This is a genomic window from Escherichia fergusonii ATCC 35469, assembly GCF_000026225.1.
GTDB lineage: Bacteria > Pseudomonadota > Gammaproteobacteria > Enterobacterales > Enterobacteriaceae > Escherichia > Escherichia fergusonii.
Genome location: NC_011740.1, coordinates 3,755,947 through 3,771,555 on the forward strand (window position 1 = coordinate 3,755,947; position 15,609 = coordinate 3,771,555).

The following is a 15,609-nucleotide window of genomic DNA, read 5'->3' on the forward strand; positions in this document are numbered from 1 at the left end:
GATTCGATAAGGAATATTTTAATGATTACGCTTTCTGACAGCGGTGTTTACTTACGCAACGGCAATGAGATTATTGATGAGCGCCATGCCCCGGCGACGTTCAACAAAGAAGAGGCGAAAAAAGGCACCATCGCGTGGTCTATTTTGCAGGCTCACAACACATCGGGTGATATGCGTCGACTGAAAATTAAATTCGATGCCCTTACCTCCCACGACATTACCTTTGTCGGCATTATCCAGACGGCGAAAGCCTCTGGCATGAACTGGTTTCCCGTACCGTACATCCTGACCAACTGCCATAACTCCTTATGTGCAGTAGGCGGCACAATCAATAGCGACGACCACATGTTTGGGCTTTCCGCCGCAAAGAAATATGGCGGAACATTTGTGCCACCGCATTTGGCGGTTATCCATCAGTACATGCGGGAAATGATGGCTGGCGGCGGCAAAATGATCCTCGGTTCTGACAGTCACACACGCTATGGCGCGCTGGGTACGATGGCGATTGGCGAAGGTGGCGGTGAACTGGTTAAGCAGCTGCTAAATGACACTTACGATATCGACTACCCGGAAGTGATTGCCATTCATCTGAGTGGCAAACCGCAACCAGGCGTTGGTCCACACGACGTGGCGCTGGCGATTATTGGTGCAGTATTTGCGAATGGCTATGTCAAAAATAAAGTGATGGAATTCGTTGGGCCGGGCATTGCGGAAATGGACACCGACTTCCGCAATAGCGTCGATGTGATGACCACTGAAACGACCTGCCTGAGTTCAATCTGGCGAACGGATGCTGACACCCACTGTTTCCTGGCGAAACATGGCCGCCCGGATGCTTATAAGCGTCTTGATCCTGCTGATATCACCTGGTACGACGGCTGCGTGCAGGTGAATTTAAGCGCTATTCAGCCGATGATTGCTCTGCCCTTCCATCCGGGCAATGTGTATACCATTAATACACTGAATGAAAACTTAAGCGATATTCTGCATAGTGTCGACCGCGAGGCGAAACAGATTGCCGGAGAAGAAACCTCATTTTCTCTGCTCAAACATATAGAGAATGGCAAACTGCGCGTACAACAGGGAATTATCGCGGGCTGTGCTGGTGGTAACTATTCCAACGTCTATGCCGCATCGCAAATGCTCCGTGGTAAGCAGTGCGGCAACGATGCCTTCTCACTCGCCGTTTACCCCTCTTCTCAACCCGTCTTTATGGATCTGGTGAAAAAAGGCGTGATTTCCGATCTGATGGCGTCCGGGGCTGTCATTCGCACCGCATTCTGCGGCCCTTGTTTTGGCGCAGGCGATACCCCGTGTCACGATGGCATAAGTATTCGCCATACCACGCGTAACTTCCCGAATCGTGAAGGTTCCAAACCCGGTGTAGGTCAGATGTCTGCCGTGGCGCTGATGGACGCCCGTTCAATTGCAGCAACGGCAGCCAACGGCGGCCTGCTCACTCCGGCAACCGATCTTCCGCCAGTAGAAATTGCCGAATACGAGTTTGATCCCACCCCTTACCATAGCCGTGTATATATCGGCACTCATCAGCCAGTCAAAGACGCAGAACTGGTCTATGGTCCGAATATTAAAGACTGGCCAGAGCTTGGCGCACTTACCGAGCATATTTTGCTTAAAGTTGTGTCGAAAATCATGGACCCGGTGACGACGACCGACGAACTGATCCCCTCTGGTGAAACATCGTCATGGCGCTCTAACCCATTGAAACTGGCTGAATTCACGTTATCCCGTCGCGATCCCCAATACGTTACCCGAAGTAAAGCCGTTCAGGCTCTGGAAAATGCTCGTGTAAATGGGGAAAACGTTGCCGAACTGGCCCCTATTTTTACCCGGATCCACGCACTGGCTGGTTTCGATACTGTTCGTCCACAAGACGTTGAAATTGGCAGCATGATCTACGCCGTGAAGCCCGGTGATGGCTCTGCCCGTGAGCAGGCAGCAAGTTGCCAGCGTGTACTCGGCGGCCTGGCGAATATCGCGGAAGAGTACGCCACCAAACGTTATCGCTCTAACGTCATCAACTGGGGAATGCTGCCCTTCCAGTTAACCGGAGAACCGACCTTTGAACCTGGCGATGCCATTTTCGTTCCTTACGTACGTGCAGCCCTGGATGCCGACGCCCTGACCTTCCCGGCTTTTGTCATCCGGCAAAACGGTCAGCCTGAAGAGATCGAACTGACGATGACTCCACTTACTCAGGATGAACGTGAAATTATTAAGGCTGGCTGCCTGATTAACTACAACAAAGCTCGTAACCATAAGTAAAAAATGGAGTTGTTATGACATTTATCGAAGAGGCTCAGGCGAAATTTGCAGAGTTGATCACCAGCGAACTGGCGCGTATTGCCACCATGAAACAAGCCGGAGAGGTAAAAGATTTCGCCAGCATGGAGCGGATCGTCGTCGGTATTTTGCCAGGCGATGGTATCGGCCCAATCATTATGGCTCAGGCATTACGGGTGCTGGCATTTCTGGCACAAGAGGAGATCGCCGCGGGTAAACTGGAGCTGCGCCCTGTTAGTGGAATGACCATTGAAGATCGTGCACGTCAGGGGCAAAGCCTTCCTGATGATGTTCTGCAGCAAGTTAAACAGTGTGATGTGTTATTAAAAGGCCCGATGGTGACACCGCGTCCGGGTGAAGAATGGCCCAATATGGTCAGTGCGAATAGCCTGCTGCGCCGTTCACTGGACCTGTTCGCCGCCGTGCGCCCGGTTGCTATTCCTGAGAAGAATATCGACTGGACCTTCTTTCGCGAAAATATCGAAGGCGAATATATCTGGGGTAACAAAGGGATTCAGGTGACAGAAGATCTGGCGGTGGATTTCAAAGTGCAAACCACACCAGGCACTGAGCGCATTGCACGTCAGGCATTTGAGTTTGCGAGAAAAAATGGCAAAACCAACGTCACGGTGATCACCAAATCCAATATCGTCAAACTGGCAGATGGTAACTTTCTGCAAGGAGTTCGTGAGGTAGGTAAACGCGAATACCCGGAAATTGATGTTCAGGATCGGCTGGTTGATGCCATGTGTGCTCGCATGGCGGACGAAACCTTCTGCAAAGGATTGCAGGTTTTTGTATTACCAAACCTGTATGGCGATATCGTCACTGATATTGCCGCCGAACTGCAGGGCGGATTGGGTACCGCGGCTTCCGCCAATATCGGCAACCGCTACGCCATGTTTGAGGCAATTCACGGCACGGCACCGGGTCTTATCAGCGAAGGGCGTGGCGAGTATGCCGACCCGTGCAGCCTCATTCGTGCGGTAGGCATGTTGCTCGCACATATCGGTTATGGCGATAAGAGCCGTAAGCTAAGCCAGGCGCTCCACCGTTGTACTGTCAGCGAACGAAAAAAAGTCGTTACCACATGGCCACAGGATGCCAGTGCGGCGGAGTTTACTGACTATCTGCTGGAAGTGTTGGCTGACCTGAACTAACGCACTCCCTCTCCTGGCGGCATTCGTCGCCGGGATAAACCAAAAGGAAAATCACCGTGCTGGATGAATACCGCCAACATCAGCGTGCCCGGGCAGCGGCTGGTCTGGTACCAAAGCCCCTGAATGCAGATCAGGTCCGTGCTCTGACAGATTTGCTGCAAAATCCCCTCTCTGCCGATGACGAAGCATTGTTATATGATCTGCTGGTGAATCGTGTTCCACCGGGTGTGGATGAAGCCGCTGAAGTCAAAGCTTCATTTCTGGCTGCTATCGCTCATGGCGAACTCGCTTGTGCGAGAATCAACAAACTACAGGCAATTACATTGCTGGGAACTATGGCTGGAGGCTATAATCTGCCACCCTTGATTGCCGCCCTTGATGACAACGAACTTGCCTCCACAGCGGTGACAGCTCTCGCCAACACCCTGTTAATCTTCGACTATTTTCAACCAATTGCCGACAAGGCAACCGCCAAAAACCCCTACGCCATGCAGGTACTACACGCCTGGGCAGCTGGCGACTGGTTTCTTAGCCGTCCGGCAGTGGCAGAAAAAATCACGCTAACCGTATTCAAAGTAGCCGGAGAAACGAATACCGATGACCTCTCCCCGGCGCAGGATGTCTGGTCTCGCCCGGATATTCCTCTGCATGCCCTGACGATGCTAAAGAATCCGCGTGAAGGCATTATTGCAGACAAACCAGGCGAAATTGGTCCGATGCGACAAATCGCCAGTTTGAAAGAGAACGGGTATCCATTAGCTTTCGTTGGCGATACCGTCGGGACAGGTTCATCACGTAAATCCGCAACAAACTCCTTACTCTGGCTCATGGGAGAAGATATCCCGTGGATCCCGAACAAACGCCGGGGCGGCGTGGTGCTGGCAGGGAAAATCGCCCCCATTTTCTTTAATACGCTGCAAGATGCCGGTGCTCTCCCCATAGAAGCGGATATTTCATCTTTGCAGATGGGCGATATCATCGATATTTACCCAATACGTGGCGAGATACGCGCTCATCATAACGACGAACTGCTGGCACGCTTTACGCTCAAAACCGAAGGGATGCTTGATGAAGTACGTGCCGGTGGACGCATTGCATTAATTATTGGTCGCGCGCTCACCGCCAAAGCCCGACAAGCGCTGAATCTGCCACCGTCTATGTTATTTCATTCACCGCAAACAGCTGTAGTAAGTTCCCAGGGATTTACTCAGGCGCAGAAAATAATGGGGCGTGCCTGCGGTGTTGAGGGTGTTCGCCCCGGCAGCTGGTGTGAACCTAAAATCACATCTATAGGTTCGCCAGATACCAGCGGTCCATTAACACGTGATGAACTCAAGGACCTGGCTTGCCTGCATTTTTCTGCTGATTTGGTCATGCAGTCCTTCTGTCATACAGCGGCATATCCTGAGCAAATCGATGTGGCAACACATCAAACACTGGCAGATTTTATGCGCCAACGAGGTGGTATTGCGCTGCGTCCTGGTGATGGCGTTATCCACTCCTGGCTTAACCGCATGTTGCTGCCTGATACCGTCGGAACGGGTGGCGATTCGCACACCCGTTTCCCTGTCGGACTCTCTTTGCCTGCGGGATCTGGGCTGGTGGCATTCGCTGCTGCAACAGGTGTGATGCCACTGGATATGCCAGAATCAGTACGGGTCCGTTTTCATGGTGAGCTGCAACCGGGGATCACCTTGCGCGATCTGGTACATGCCATCCCCTGGTATGCCTGCCAGAACGGCTTACTCACTCTTGAGAAACGTGGCAAGGTTAACGTTTTCTCCGGGCGAATCATTGAAATTGAAGGGCTGGAGCATCTCAGTGTCGAGCAGGCCTTTGAGCTGACCGCCGCCACTGCCGAGCGTTCTGCCGCTGGATGCACCATCGCGCTGAGTGAAGCCTCAGTAATCACCAATATGCAGTCGAATGTTGCCCTGTTGAAAGGGTTGATCGCCGACGGTTATGGTGACCGGAACACTCTGGAGCGTCGCATCAGGAAAATGGAAGCATGGCTGGCAAGCCCAAAATTGCTGGTTGCAGATGCTGATGCGCAATATGCCGCTACCCTGGATATTGATCTGAATAGCTTGTGTGAGCCATTACTTTGCGCACCTGACGATCCTGATGATGTACGCCCACTTTCTGCTCTTAGTGGTGTCTCTATAGATGAGGTGTTTATTGGTTCCTGTATGACCCGTGTTAGTCATTACCGGGCAACGGGAGAATTACTTCGTGGGCATAAAGGGCAACTGCCAGCACGCCTGTGGCTGACACCACCAACGCGGATGGATGCCAATAAACTACGGGAAGAGGGTTGGTTCAGTGTTTTTGGGCAACGCGGTGGCAGAATTGAGATCCCCGGTTGTTCATTGTGTATGGGCAACCAGGCGCGAGTTGCTAATAACGCCACAGTGGTGTCGACATCAACACGTAACTTCCCGAATCGATTAGGTAATGGCGCCCATGTTTATCTGGCCTCCGCAGAAGTTGCAGCGATTTGCGCCCGACTGGGACGATTGCCAACGAAGGAGGAGTATTTTGCTGCTGTTGCGTCTCTTGTTAGCTGCGAAAGACCTTGAGTGAATACTCCGTTCGTTAAGACTTTATCCTGACGATGCATTTTTCTCGCAAGAAGATAAACTGCCGAATCTGTTTGATATTGTATACAATATGGCGCTTCCAGTGTGGTGGCGTCATAACCACAATGGGCTTTTGACTGTAATACCCGAACTGCATGGATTGCTGATGACTACCGGGTTTCTGGCCCACCTTCCTGCAGATCTCCTGTTATCTGATGATTATCCCGTGAGCTATTAATGAAACTCGTTAGTTTTACCCACAATAACGCCCATCGTTATGGGATCCTCCAGGATAGCGGCGTGACGGATTTAACGCTGCATTTTCCACAATACCCAACCTTACGGTCATTTCTGGAAGTACTGGAAAATATTCCTCCTTCGACCCTGACCACACTGGAAATCAACTATCCGCTGGACGACATCACCTTTTTACCGCTGATACCCGATCCGCAAAAAATTCTTTGTGTTGGGATGAACTATCAGGAGAAGCGTCTGGAGTTTGATGAAGAAGATCCGGCACCGACGTTGTTTGTGCGTTTCCCTGATTCGCAATGTGGACATATGGGAAACATCATCAAACCCGCAGCCAGTCAGGAATTTGACTATGAAGGTGAGCTGGCACTGGTGATTGGAAAAGGTGGGCGCAATATTTCAGCAGACAATGCACTGCAACATATTGCGGGATATAGCTGCTATATGGATGGCTCTGCCCGTGACTGGCAACACGCCTGGTTTACCGCCGGGAAAAACTGGCCCTCAACCGGGGGATTCGGTCCGTGGTTGGTAACGCGTGACGAAATTAAAGATCCCAATACGCTTTGTATCAAAACGCGTCTTAATGGCGTGGAAGTTCAAAACGAAAACACGATCAATATGATACACAGCGTTCCAGAGCTGATTACCTATATCAGCACCTTTTGCCAGTTAGTCCCCGGCGACGTGATTTTAACGGGTTCTCCTGGCGGGGTTGGGAAGAAACGCACGCCACCGTTATTTTTAAAAGACGGCGATACCATTGAAGTGGAAATCGAAAAGATCGGTTGTTTATATAACCGGATTATTGATGAGATTCCTGAAAATATCGCCATTTGATCAATCACGGAGGCTTTCGCCTCCGTTCTTATTATCATCCCCGACGCAAATTCTGCGCCGCCTGCACCATGTTCGCCAGTGCCGCGCGGGTTTCTGGCCAGCCGCGCGTTTTCAGGCCACAGTCCGGGTTTACCCACAGACGCTCTGCCGGAATGCGTTTTGCCGCTTTCTTCAGCAGGGCTTCAATCCATTCCACGCTCGGTACGTTTGGCGAGTGAATGTCATAGACGCCTGGACCAATTTCATTTGGATAATCAAACTCTTCAAACGACTCCAGCAACTCCATGTCGGAACGCGAGGTTTCGATGGTGATGACGTCTGCGTCCAGCGCCGCAATCGAATCCATGATGTCGTTGAACTCGCAGTAACACATGTGAGTGTGGATTTGTGTGTCATCTTTCGCCACGGCGGCGTTGATACGGAAAGCCTCCACGCCCCACTGGAGATAGGCATCCCAGTCGCTGCGACGCAGCGGTAAACCTTCGCGTAGCGCCGGTTCATCAATCTGGATGATGCCAATTCCAGCCGCTTCCAGATCGGCCACTTCATCACGAAGCGCCAGCGCAATTTGTTTGGCGATGGTTTCACGGCTGACATCTTCACGCGGGAACGACCAGCAGAGAATGGTCACCGGACCAGTCAGCATCCCTTTCACCGGTTTGTCAGTCAGGGATTGCGCATATTTTGCCCACTCCACGGTAATCGGCGCCGGACGACTAACGTCACCAATAACAATCGGTGGCTTCACGCAGCGGGAACCGTAGCTCTGTACCCAACCGTTTTGCGTAAAGACAAAGCCATCCAGGTGCTCGCCAAAGTATTCCACCATGTCATTACGCTCGGCCTCACCATGCACCAGCACATCCAGACCCAGACGTTCCTGCTCAACAATGGCCTGCTTGATATGTTCTGCAATGCCCGTACGATAGTTGTTGGCGTCGAGATTACCCTTTTTGAAATCCAGACGCAGGGTACGGATTTCTGTGGTTTGCGGGAAAGAGCCAATCGTGGTGGTCGGCCAGGCTGGCAGTTTAAAACGCGCACGCTGGGCTTCAGCACGCACTTCATAAACGTTTGCACGCTGACTGTCCTGGGCAGTGATCGCCGCCAGACGCTTTTCTACCGCCGGATTATGTACACGAGTAGAGTGACGACGCGCCTGAATCGGAGCACTCCACTCTGCCAGAGCTGCCGTATCACCACTGTTCAGCGCATCGCGCAGCAATGCCAGTTCATGGCATTTTTGCAGAGCGAAGGCAAACCAGCTTTTCACTTCCGCATCAAGACGCGTTTCAACACTCAGGTCGATAGGGCTGTGCAGCAATGAGCAGGAAGATGCCACCCACAAATCGCGTTTGCCGACAATGTCCTTAATTTGCGCATATTTCTCGGTAAGATCGGCGCGCCAGACGTTACGACCATTGATAAGACCAGCAGATAGCAGCCAGTCAGAAGGCAGACGCTTGTGCAGTTCAGCAACGTCATCTTTACCATGTACGAGATCGACATGCAGACCCTGAACAGGCAGCGCAGTAATGGTGTCGAGATTTGGCGTTACGCCTTCAAAATAGGTAGTCAGCAGCAGTTTCACCTGGCCCTGGAGCGCGTCGTAAGCGGGTTTATAGGCGTCCAGCCACGCCTGCGGCAGTTCCAGTACCAGAGCCGGTTCGTCGATCTGTACCCACTCAATGCCACGTTTTGCCAGTTCTGCCAACACTTGCTGATAAACCGGCAGAATGTCGTTCAGCAGGCTCAGGCGATCAAACTGTTCACCTTTCACTTTACCCAGCCACAGGTAGGTAACCGGCCCCAGCAGCACGGGCTTGACCTTGTGGCCCAGCGCCAGCGCCTCGTCCACTTCCTCCAGCAGCTGCGTCCAGGTCAGTTTGAACTGTTGGCCTTTAACGAACTCCGGCACCATGTAGTGATAGTTGGTATTAAACCATTTGGTCATTTCCGCTGCCGCCGCAGGTTCGCCAGTCGGTGCACGTCCACGACCAATACGGAACAGGGTGTCGATATCTACCGAACCATCTTTGTTCTGGTGACGCGCCGGAACGTTACCCAGCAGCAGGCTGGTGGTCAGGACATGATCGTACCAGGCAAAATCACCCACCGGCAGCAGGTCGATACCTGCTTGCTTTTGTTGATCCCAGTGACGAGCACGCAGTTCACGCCCTACCGCCAGCAGTTCTTCACGCGTGGAGTTCCCCGCCCAATAACTCTCTTGCGCTTTTTTCAGCTCGCGACGCAGGCCAACGCGAGGGAAACCGAGGGTGTGATTAAGAATTGTCATTATATGCCCCTTATGGAATTTTTAGTATTTAGCCGTCCAGATGTTTACACATCCATAATTGGCGGTTACTGTATATTCCTCAAGCGCAAATTATTCATGCCGAAGTGAAGGACTTTCATGATCGAAGTAAAACACCTGAAAACGCTACAAGCGTTGCGGAACTGCGGCTCACTCGCAGCCGCTGCGGCGACGTTGCATCAAACGCAATCCGCCCTGTCTCACCAGTTTAGCGATCTGGAACAACGCCTTGGCTTCCGGCTATTTGTGCGTAAAAGCCAGCCGCTTCGGTTTACACCGCAGGGAGAAATCCTGTTGCAACTGGCGAATCAGGTGCTGCCGCAAATCAGCCAGGCACTGCAAGCCTGCAATGAACCGCAGCAGACGCGCCTGCGCATTGCTATTGAATGCCATAGCTGTATTCAGTGGCTGACGCCCGCGTTAGAAAATTTCCATAAGAACTGGCCGCAGGTGGAGATGGATTTTAAATCAGGCGTAACGTTTGACCCGCAGCCTGCATTGCAGCAGGGCGAGCTGGATCTGGTGATGACCTCCGATATTCTGCCGCGCAGTGGCCTGCATTATTCGCCGATGTTCGATTATGAAGTGCGTCTGGTGTTAGCACCTGACCATCCACTGGCGGCGAAAACGCGAATCACGCCGGAAGACCTCGCCAGCGAAACGCTGTTGATTTATCCGGTGCAGCGTAGCCGACTGGATGTCTGGCGCCATTTTCTTCAGCCAGCAGGCGTTAGCCCGTCGCTGAAAAGCGTCGATAACACCTTGTTGTTGATTCAGATGGTTGCCGCGCGGATGGGTATTGCCGCCCTGCCGCACTGGGTGGTGGAGAGTTTTGAGCGCCAGGGTCTGGTCGTAACCAAAACCCTGGGCGAAGGATTGTGGAGCCGACTGTACGCCGCCGTGCGCGATGGCGAGCAGCGTCAGCCGATTACAGAAGCGTTTATTCGCTCAGCGCGCAATCACGCCTGCGATCATCTGCCGTTTGTGAAGAGCGCGGAGCGACCCACTTACGATGTACCCACAGTGAGGCCAGGATCACCATCGCGCCTGTAATAAACGTTGGCCAGTGCGGCTGTTGGTGCCAGATAGCCAGGTTAACCAGCAGCCCTGCCGGAACGTGCATATTATTCATAATGCCCAGCGTTCCGGCGTCCACCTGAGTCGCGCCGTAGTTCCACATAAAGTAGCCAATACCGGAAGCCACCACGCCAAGAAACACCAGAATGCCCCATTGCAGCATGGTTTGCGGCATTTTCTGCGCATTTCCCAGCAAGAACCATGCAATCACCGCCACCAGGAACGCGCCAAGATAGAACCACGCAAAGGCGTTATGCTGCGGCATCGGGCGAGTTTCCATCAGGCGTTTGTAGCCCACCATGCCGATGGCAAAAGTGATATTGGAGAGTTGCACCAGCAACAGGCCGGTCCAGAAGTGGTCGGTGACCTGATCATAGCGAATAATCCCGGCACCAATCACCGCCAACAAGGCGCTAAAAGCATAGCCCCAGCGCAGACGGCGCTTACTCATGATGTCATAAATCAGCGTGATGTAGAGCGGAGTCAGTACGGTGAACAGCAACAGTTCGGAGACCGTCAGGTAGAGATAGGCGCGAAAACTCAGCATATACATCACGCCAAGCTGCATCGCGCCCACCAGCATATACAGGCCGACCGTTTTCAGGCTATTGCCACGGGTACGCAGAAACGGCAGAAAAACCAGTGCCGCCAGGCCAACGCGCACCAGCACTGCAAAATAGCTATCGACGTGCCCCGCAAGGTACTCGCCATAAAAGCTAAAGGAGAAGGCCCACAGAATCGTGGTGATGATAAGTAGCGCCACAATGGATGTCTCTTTGTTTATCGGGTATCCATTGTAGCGAAGTATCAGGTTGACAACTGACTAAATAAAGAACGATTACGATAAATAGAGCTTACGCAGATAATGCGGCACCGCATCTTCGGCGTTAGTACCAATCACTTCCAGCTCCGGATGCAGATCTTTCAGACGCTGGTGCGCACTGCCCATAATGCAGCCTTTACCTGCCATCGATAGCATTTCGGCGTCGTTCATCCCGTCACCAAAGGCAATACAATCTTTCAGACTGTAGCCCAGTTTCTTCGCCACCGCTTCCAGGGCATGGCCTTTTGAAACGCCACCCGCCATCACTTCCAGACAAGTTAGGGTAGAGAAGCTGACGTTGACGCGATCGCCCCAACGAGCGTTGATTGCCTGCTCCAGCGGCAGCAGTTGCTCATGAGAATCACAGGTGAAGAACACTTTGCTGACGCCTTCCGGCTCCAGTAATCCTGGCTCATACAGCGCATATTTGAACACCGCCTCTTTAAAAAAGCGCATCTCTTCCGGGCGGTGGCGATTCATAAACCATTCGTCGTCGCGATAAACGTTAGTAATGATGTCCGGGTTGTCGTTGACCACGCCAAACAGGTCGCTGGCAATGTCGCGATCCAGGTTATGAGCAAAAATCAGATTGCCATCCAGATCGTGAACACGCGCGCCATTGGAGGTAATCATGTAAGACTTAATCTCCAGATTATCGCGAATTTGCCCCACATCAACGTGATGGCGACCGGTCGCAAACACAAAGTTAATGCCGCGCGCGGTGAGCAGCTTCAGAGTTTCTTTGGCGTAAGGGGATAACGTATGGTCGGGAGAAAGTAACGTGCCATCTAAATCAGACGCAACAACCTGGTACATAAGAAATTTAAACCTCTGTAGAGCGGTTTCCGCTGGGTGAGTTATGCCTGTTGAAAAAATCAACAATGGCGTGGAGCGCGACTGAGCGCATTGCGTCCTTTTCAAAAAGGATCTCATGGTACGCACCTTTAATTACCAGCGGTCGTCCCCCTTCGACAGGATGGCCCGCAGCGGTGCGGAGTTCACAAAAACGGTCGTGCATGCGGTTATCCACCACGCGTTCCTCTTCAGCCTGTAAGAGAAGCGTTGGCGTGGCGTCATCACCCGCTCCGGCTAACACCTGTTCGCCAGCCAGAATACTTTCGCGTACCCAATGGTAGGTCGGCCCACCGACGCGAATCGTTGGGTCATCAGCATAGAAGCGTAAGTTACGTCGATATCGCTGTCTGCTGTGGGTCAGTACGTTGATAGCAAACGGCAACGCGCGCCAGCGCCCGGTGCCTATTGCATAGCCATCACGGAAACGTGGATGTGCTTCGGCCCAGTTAAGGATCTGCCGCGCCATAAATGACGGCATACGAATCACAATCCCAAACATTGGTGCAGTTAGCGCAATGGCGTCACATACACCTGGATGGCGTTGCAGAAATAACGTGGAGATCGCACCGCCCATCGAATGTGCCAGTATATAGCGCTGACGCCACGGACCGGGCTGGACCTCCTGTTGCCAGAATGCCGCCAGATCATCAACATAATCATTAAAGCGATTAACATGCCCAAGATGCGGATCGGCTAACAGGCGACCGGAACGTCCCTGCCCGCGATGGTCGATGATTAAGACATCAAACCCCAAATGGAACAGGTCGTAGGCCAGTTCCGCATATTTTACGTAGCTCTCAATACGCCCCGGGCAGATGACTATCACCCGGTCATGGTGCTGTGCGCGAAAACGGACAAAGCGCACCGGAATGTCATCTACACCAGTAAACTCTGCTTCATCACGCTGACGCCAGAAATCAGTCAGCGGTCCCATGGTAAAAGCAGCAAACGCGTTTTCTCTTGTTTCCCAGTCTTTTTGCTGCTGAAACATCGGGTAATCTGCCTCTTAAACCACGTAAAATCGTTTTTTTAAGCGTGCCTGACACAACGCTTCGACAGTAGCGTATTGTGGCACAAAAATAGACACACCGGGAGTTCATCATGACCTTAGAATGGTGGTTTGCCTACCTGCTGACATCGATCATTTTAAGCCTGTCGCCAGGCTCTGGTGCAATCAACACCATGACCACCTCGCTCAACCACGGTTATCGTGGTGCGATGGCGTCTATTGCTGGGCTTCAGACCGGACTGGCGATTCATATTGTGCTGGTTGGTGTGGGGTTGGGTACGCTATTCTCCCGCTCAGTGATTGCGTTTGAAGTGTTGAAGTGGGCAGGAGCAGCTTATTTGATTTGGCTGGGTATCCAGCAGTGGCGTGCTGCTGGCGCAATTGATCTTAAATCGCTGGCCTCTACTCAATCGCGCCGACATTTGTTCCAGCGCGCGGTTTTTGTGAATCTCACCAATCCCAAAAGTATTGTGTTTCTGGCGGCGCTCTTTCCGCAATTCATCATGCCGCAGCAGCCACAACTGATGCAGTATATCGTGCTCGGCGTCACTACCATTGTGGTCGATATTATTGTGATGATCGGTTACGCCACCCTCGCCCAACGGATTGCGTTATGGATAAAAGGGCCGAAACAGATGAAGGCATTGAATAAGATTTTCGGCTCGCTGTTTATGCTGGTAGGAGCGCTGTTGGCATCGGCGAGACATGCTTAAAACTGGAATAAAGCTCGCGTAAATTAATGTGCCTCGAGAGATTGTTACATCCGCGCTCGAGGCATCTCGTAATATGCGTAATCTATTAATTTATTTACTATTTACTTCTCTTTGTTAGTGCCAGAATGCCGCCAAATTTCACCCACGGATGATGAAAGATGACGGAAGCAACGACACCACATGACGCAATCTTTAAGGCTTTTTTATCCCGACCAGAAACGGCACGTGACTTTATTGAAATTCATCTGCCGCCTTCTTTAGTTAAACTCTGTAATCTTGATACGCTCCATCTCGAGTCCAGCAGTTTCGTAGAGGAAAACCTGCGCCAGTATTACAACGACGTACTTTATTCAGTAGAGACGACGAAAGGGTGCGGATATATCTATGTGTTGATTGAGCATCAAAGTTCACCTGATGAAAATATGGCGTTCCGTATGCTTCGCTATGCTATTGCCACCATGCAGCGGCATCTTGAAGCGGGACATGATTATCTGCCTCTGGTGATCCCCATTCTTTTTTACCAGGGAAAGCGTAGCCCATATCCATGGTCAACAAACTGGCTCGATGGTTTTCCGGATCCGGACGTTGCACGCGATCTCTATTTCCATGCTTTTCCGCTGGTTGATATTACGCTAATTCCTGATGACGAAATCATGCAACACCGCAGCATGGCCGCCTTTACGCTGGTACAGAAGCATATCCGTCAACGGGATATGACAACGCTGTTAGATAAGTTATCCCGCTTAATGATTCTGGGGCAGATGAGCGGACAGCAAATACGCATGTTGATAAACTACATGGCGCTGGTAGGTGAAGCACAGGATGTACGAACATTAGTACATGGTCTGGCACAACGAGTGCCTCAACAAGGAGAGGAACTGATGACTTTAGCGGAAGAACTTCGGCGCGATGCCCTTCTCAATGTCGCAAAAGCAATGCTACAGCGTGGCTTTGATTTGCAGTTGATTATGGAAATGACCGGGCTTTCTCAGGAAGACCTTTATCAATTGCAATCCTGATGTTATTCCCCCTGATAGCGTATCAGGGGGAAGTGCTTAACGCGAAATAATCAAATGAATGCCAAATCCGGCAAATAACGCTCCGGCAAAACCATCAATCCACTTCGCCAGACGCTGATAACTACGGCGCATTTGCGGTAGAGCAAACAGGCTGGCAACCACCGTAAACCACGCCAGCGTTTCGACAATAATCAACGCGAAAATGCCCCAGCGCTCGGTGGTGCCGACGTTATCGCCGACAAACAATGAGAATACCGAACCAAAGTAGATAATCGCTTTCGGATTGGCGAGATTGGTCAGTAAGCCTTTCAGGAAACTACGCCCGCTTTTCGCCAGCTCGACCTGTGGCGCAGGCGCAGAAACAGCCTCTTTTTTCAGCGCGCCACGCAGCATCTGGTAACCCATCCAGCAGAGATACAGACCACCGCCCACCATAATCAGCGTATGCAGCCAGGCCATTTTTTCGATAATCAAATGCAGGCCAAGCAGCGCGATACCTGCCCAGACCATTACGCCGCAGGTAATGCCCAGCACGCCCATCATCGCCTCTTTACGGGAACGACTGACAGCGGTCTGAGAAACAAAGAAGAAATCGGGACCGGGGCTCATAAGCGCCACAATGTGCACCATGGCAACGGTGAGGAATAACATCAACATACAATTG

General features: G+C 51.9%; 12 protein-coding genes. 7 read left to right on the forward strand and 5 right to left on the reverse strand.

The genetic code is table 11. The features are described from left to right. The first annotated feature begins 21 nt into the window (after nt 1-21). From EFER_RS18350 to EFER_RS18365, 4 genes are all read left to right on the forward strand, one after another. Entirely contained in the window at nt 22-2,286 is a 2,265-nt protein-coding gene (locus tag EFER_RS18350) for a hydratase (protein WP_000631812.1), read from the forward strand. Nucleotides 2,287-2,300: 14 nt separating this feature from the next. Further along, nucleotides 2,301-3,464 carry an isocitrate/isopropylmalate family dehydrogenase gene (locus tag EFER_RS18355; protein WP_000142753.1) on the forward strand — a complete coding sequence of 388 codons (1,164 nt, stop codon included), beginning with the start codon at nt 2,301-2,303 and terminating at the stop codon, nt 3,462-3,464. Nucleotides 3,465-3,520: 56 nt separating this feature from the next. Continuing rightward, a complete protein-coding gene (gene acnB, locus EFER_RS18360; protein WP_015953858.1) occupies nt 3,521-6,043 on the forward strand; it encodes a bifunctional aconitate hydratase 2/2-methylisocitrate dehydratase in 2,523 nt (840 codons plus the stop codon). Between the two features lie 237 nt (nt 6,044-6,280). Beyond that, nucleotides 6,281-7,135, forward strand: a complete 855-nt coding sequence (locus EFER_RS18365) for a fumarylacetoacetate hydrolase family protein (protein ID WP_015953859.1) — start codon at nt 6,281-6,283, stop codon at nt 7,133-7,135. A gap of 34 nt (nt 7,136-7,169) precedes the next feature. Here EFER_RS18365 and metE read toward each other — a convergent pair whose 3' ends face one another. Beyond that, nucleotides 7,170-9,431 carry a 5-methyltetrahydropteroyltriglutamate--homocysteine S-methyltransferase gene (gene metE / locus EFER_RS18370; RefSeq protein ID WP_000153917.1) on the reverse strand — a complete coding sequence of 754 codons (2,262 nt, stop codon included), beginning with the start codon at nt 9,429-9,431 and terminating at the stop codon, nt 7,170-7,172. A gap of 117 nt (nt 9,432-9,548) precedes the next feature. On the opposite strand from metE, the gene metR reads away from it, so the two are divergent. Further along, nucleotides 9,549-10,502 (forward strand): HTH-type transcriptional regulator MetR, encoded by a 954-nt coding sequence (gene metR / locus EFER_RS18375; protein WP_000573619.1) that lies wholly within the window; start codon nt 9,549-9,551, stop codon nt 10,500-10,502. Here the strand turns inward: metR and bioP are convergent. The 3 genes from bioP to pldB all read right to left on the reverse strand — a co-directional run bounded on the left by bioP (nt 10,390) and on the right by pldB (nt 13,195). Further along, nucleotides 10,390-11,289 (reverse strand): biotin transporter, encoded by a 900-nt coding sequence (gene bioP, locus EFER_RS18380; RefSeq protein ID WP_001196232.1) that lies wholly within the window; start codon nt 11,287-11,289, stop codon nt 10,390-10,392. The two genes, metR and bioP, sit on opposite strands and share 113 nt — an antisense overlap. 75 nt (nt 11,290-11,364) lie before the next feature. Beyond that, a complete protein-coding gene (yigL, locus tag EFER_RS18385; protein WP_000285353.1) occupies nt 11,365-12,165 on the reverse strand; it encodes a sugar/pyridoxal phosphate phosphatase YigL in 801 nt (266 codons plus the stop codon). Between the two features lie 7 nt (nt 12,166-12,172). After that, nucleotides 12,173-13,195, reverse strand: coding sequence for a lysophospholipase L2 (pldB, locus tag EFER_RS18390; RefSeq protein ID WP_000487645.1), 1,023 nt, complete (start codon nt 13,193-13,195; stop codon nt 12,173-12,175). 110 nt (nt 13,196-13,305) lie between these two features. Between pldB and rhtB the strand changes: the two genes are divergently transcribed. Next, the gene (rhtB, locus tag EFER_RS18395; RefSeq protein ID WP_000171696.1) at nt 13,306-13,926 is read left to right on the forward strand and encodes a homoserine/homoserine lactone efflux protein; all 621 of its coding nucleotides are present in this window, start codon (nt 13,306-13,308) and stop codon (nt 13,924-13,926) included. Between the two features lie 158 nt (nt 13,927-14,084). Beyond that, on the forward strand, nt 14,085-14,945 hold the full coding sequence (locus tag EFER_RS18400) for an Rpn family recombination-promoting nuclease/putative transposase (protein ID WP_000133650.1): 861 nt from the start codon (nt 14,085-14,087) through the stop codon (nt 14,943-14,945). Between the two features lie 36 nt (nt 14,946-14,981). Here EFER_RS18400 and rhtC read toward each other — a convergent pair whose 3' ends face one another. Beyond that, nucleotides 14,982-15,602: a threonine export protein RhtC gene (rhtC, locus tag EFER_RS18405; protein WP_000928830.1), complete on the reverse strand. Its 621-nt coding sequence runs from the start codon at nt 15,600-15,602 to the stop codon at nt 14,982-14,984. Nucleotides 15,603-15,609 lie beyond the last annotated feature (7 nt).

Bases quoted from the DNA above. Each gene is read 5' to 3' on its own strand.
- EFER_RS18350 (WP_000631812.1), top strand. From the start codon at position 22: ATGATTACGCTTTCTGACAGCGGTGTTTACTTACGCAACGGCAATGAG.
- EFER_RS18355 (WP_000142753.1), top strand. From the start codon at position 2,301: ATGACATTTATCGAAGAGGCTCAGGCGAAATTTGCAGAGTTGATCACC.
- EFER_RS18365 (WP_015953859.1), top strand. From the start codon at position 6,281: ATGAAACTCGTTAGTTTTACCCACAATAACGCCCATCGTTATGGGATC.
- metE (WP_000153917.1), bottom strand. From the start codon at position 9,431: ATGACAATTCTTAATCACACCCTCGGTTTCCCTCGCGTTGGCCTGCGT.
- metR (WP_000573619.1), top strand. From the start codon at position 9,549: ATGATCGAAGTAAAACACCTGAAAACGCTACAAGCGTTGCGGAACTGC.
- yigL (WP_000285353.1), bottom strand. From the start codon at position 12,165: ATGTACCAGGTTGTTGCGTCTGATTTAGATGGCACGTTACTTTCTCCC.
- pldB (WP_000487645.1), bottom strand. From the start codon at position 13,195: ATGTTTCAGCAGCAAAAAGACTGGGAAACAAGAGAAAACGCGTTTGCT.
- rhtB (WP_000171696.1), top strand. From the start codon at position 13,306: ATGACCTTAGAATGGTGGTTTGCCTACCTGCTGACATCGATCATTTTA.
- EFER_RS18400 (WP_000133650.1), top strand. From the start codon at position 14,085: ATGACGGAAGCAACGACACCACATGACGCAATCTTTAAGGCTTTTTTA.
- rhtC (WP_000928830.1), bottom strand. From the start codon at position 15,602: ATGTTGATGTTATTCCTCACCGTTGCCATGGTGCACATTGTGGCGCTT.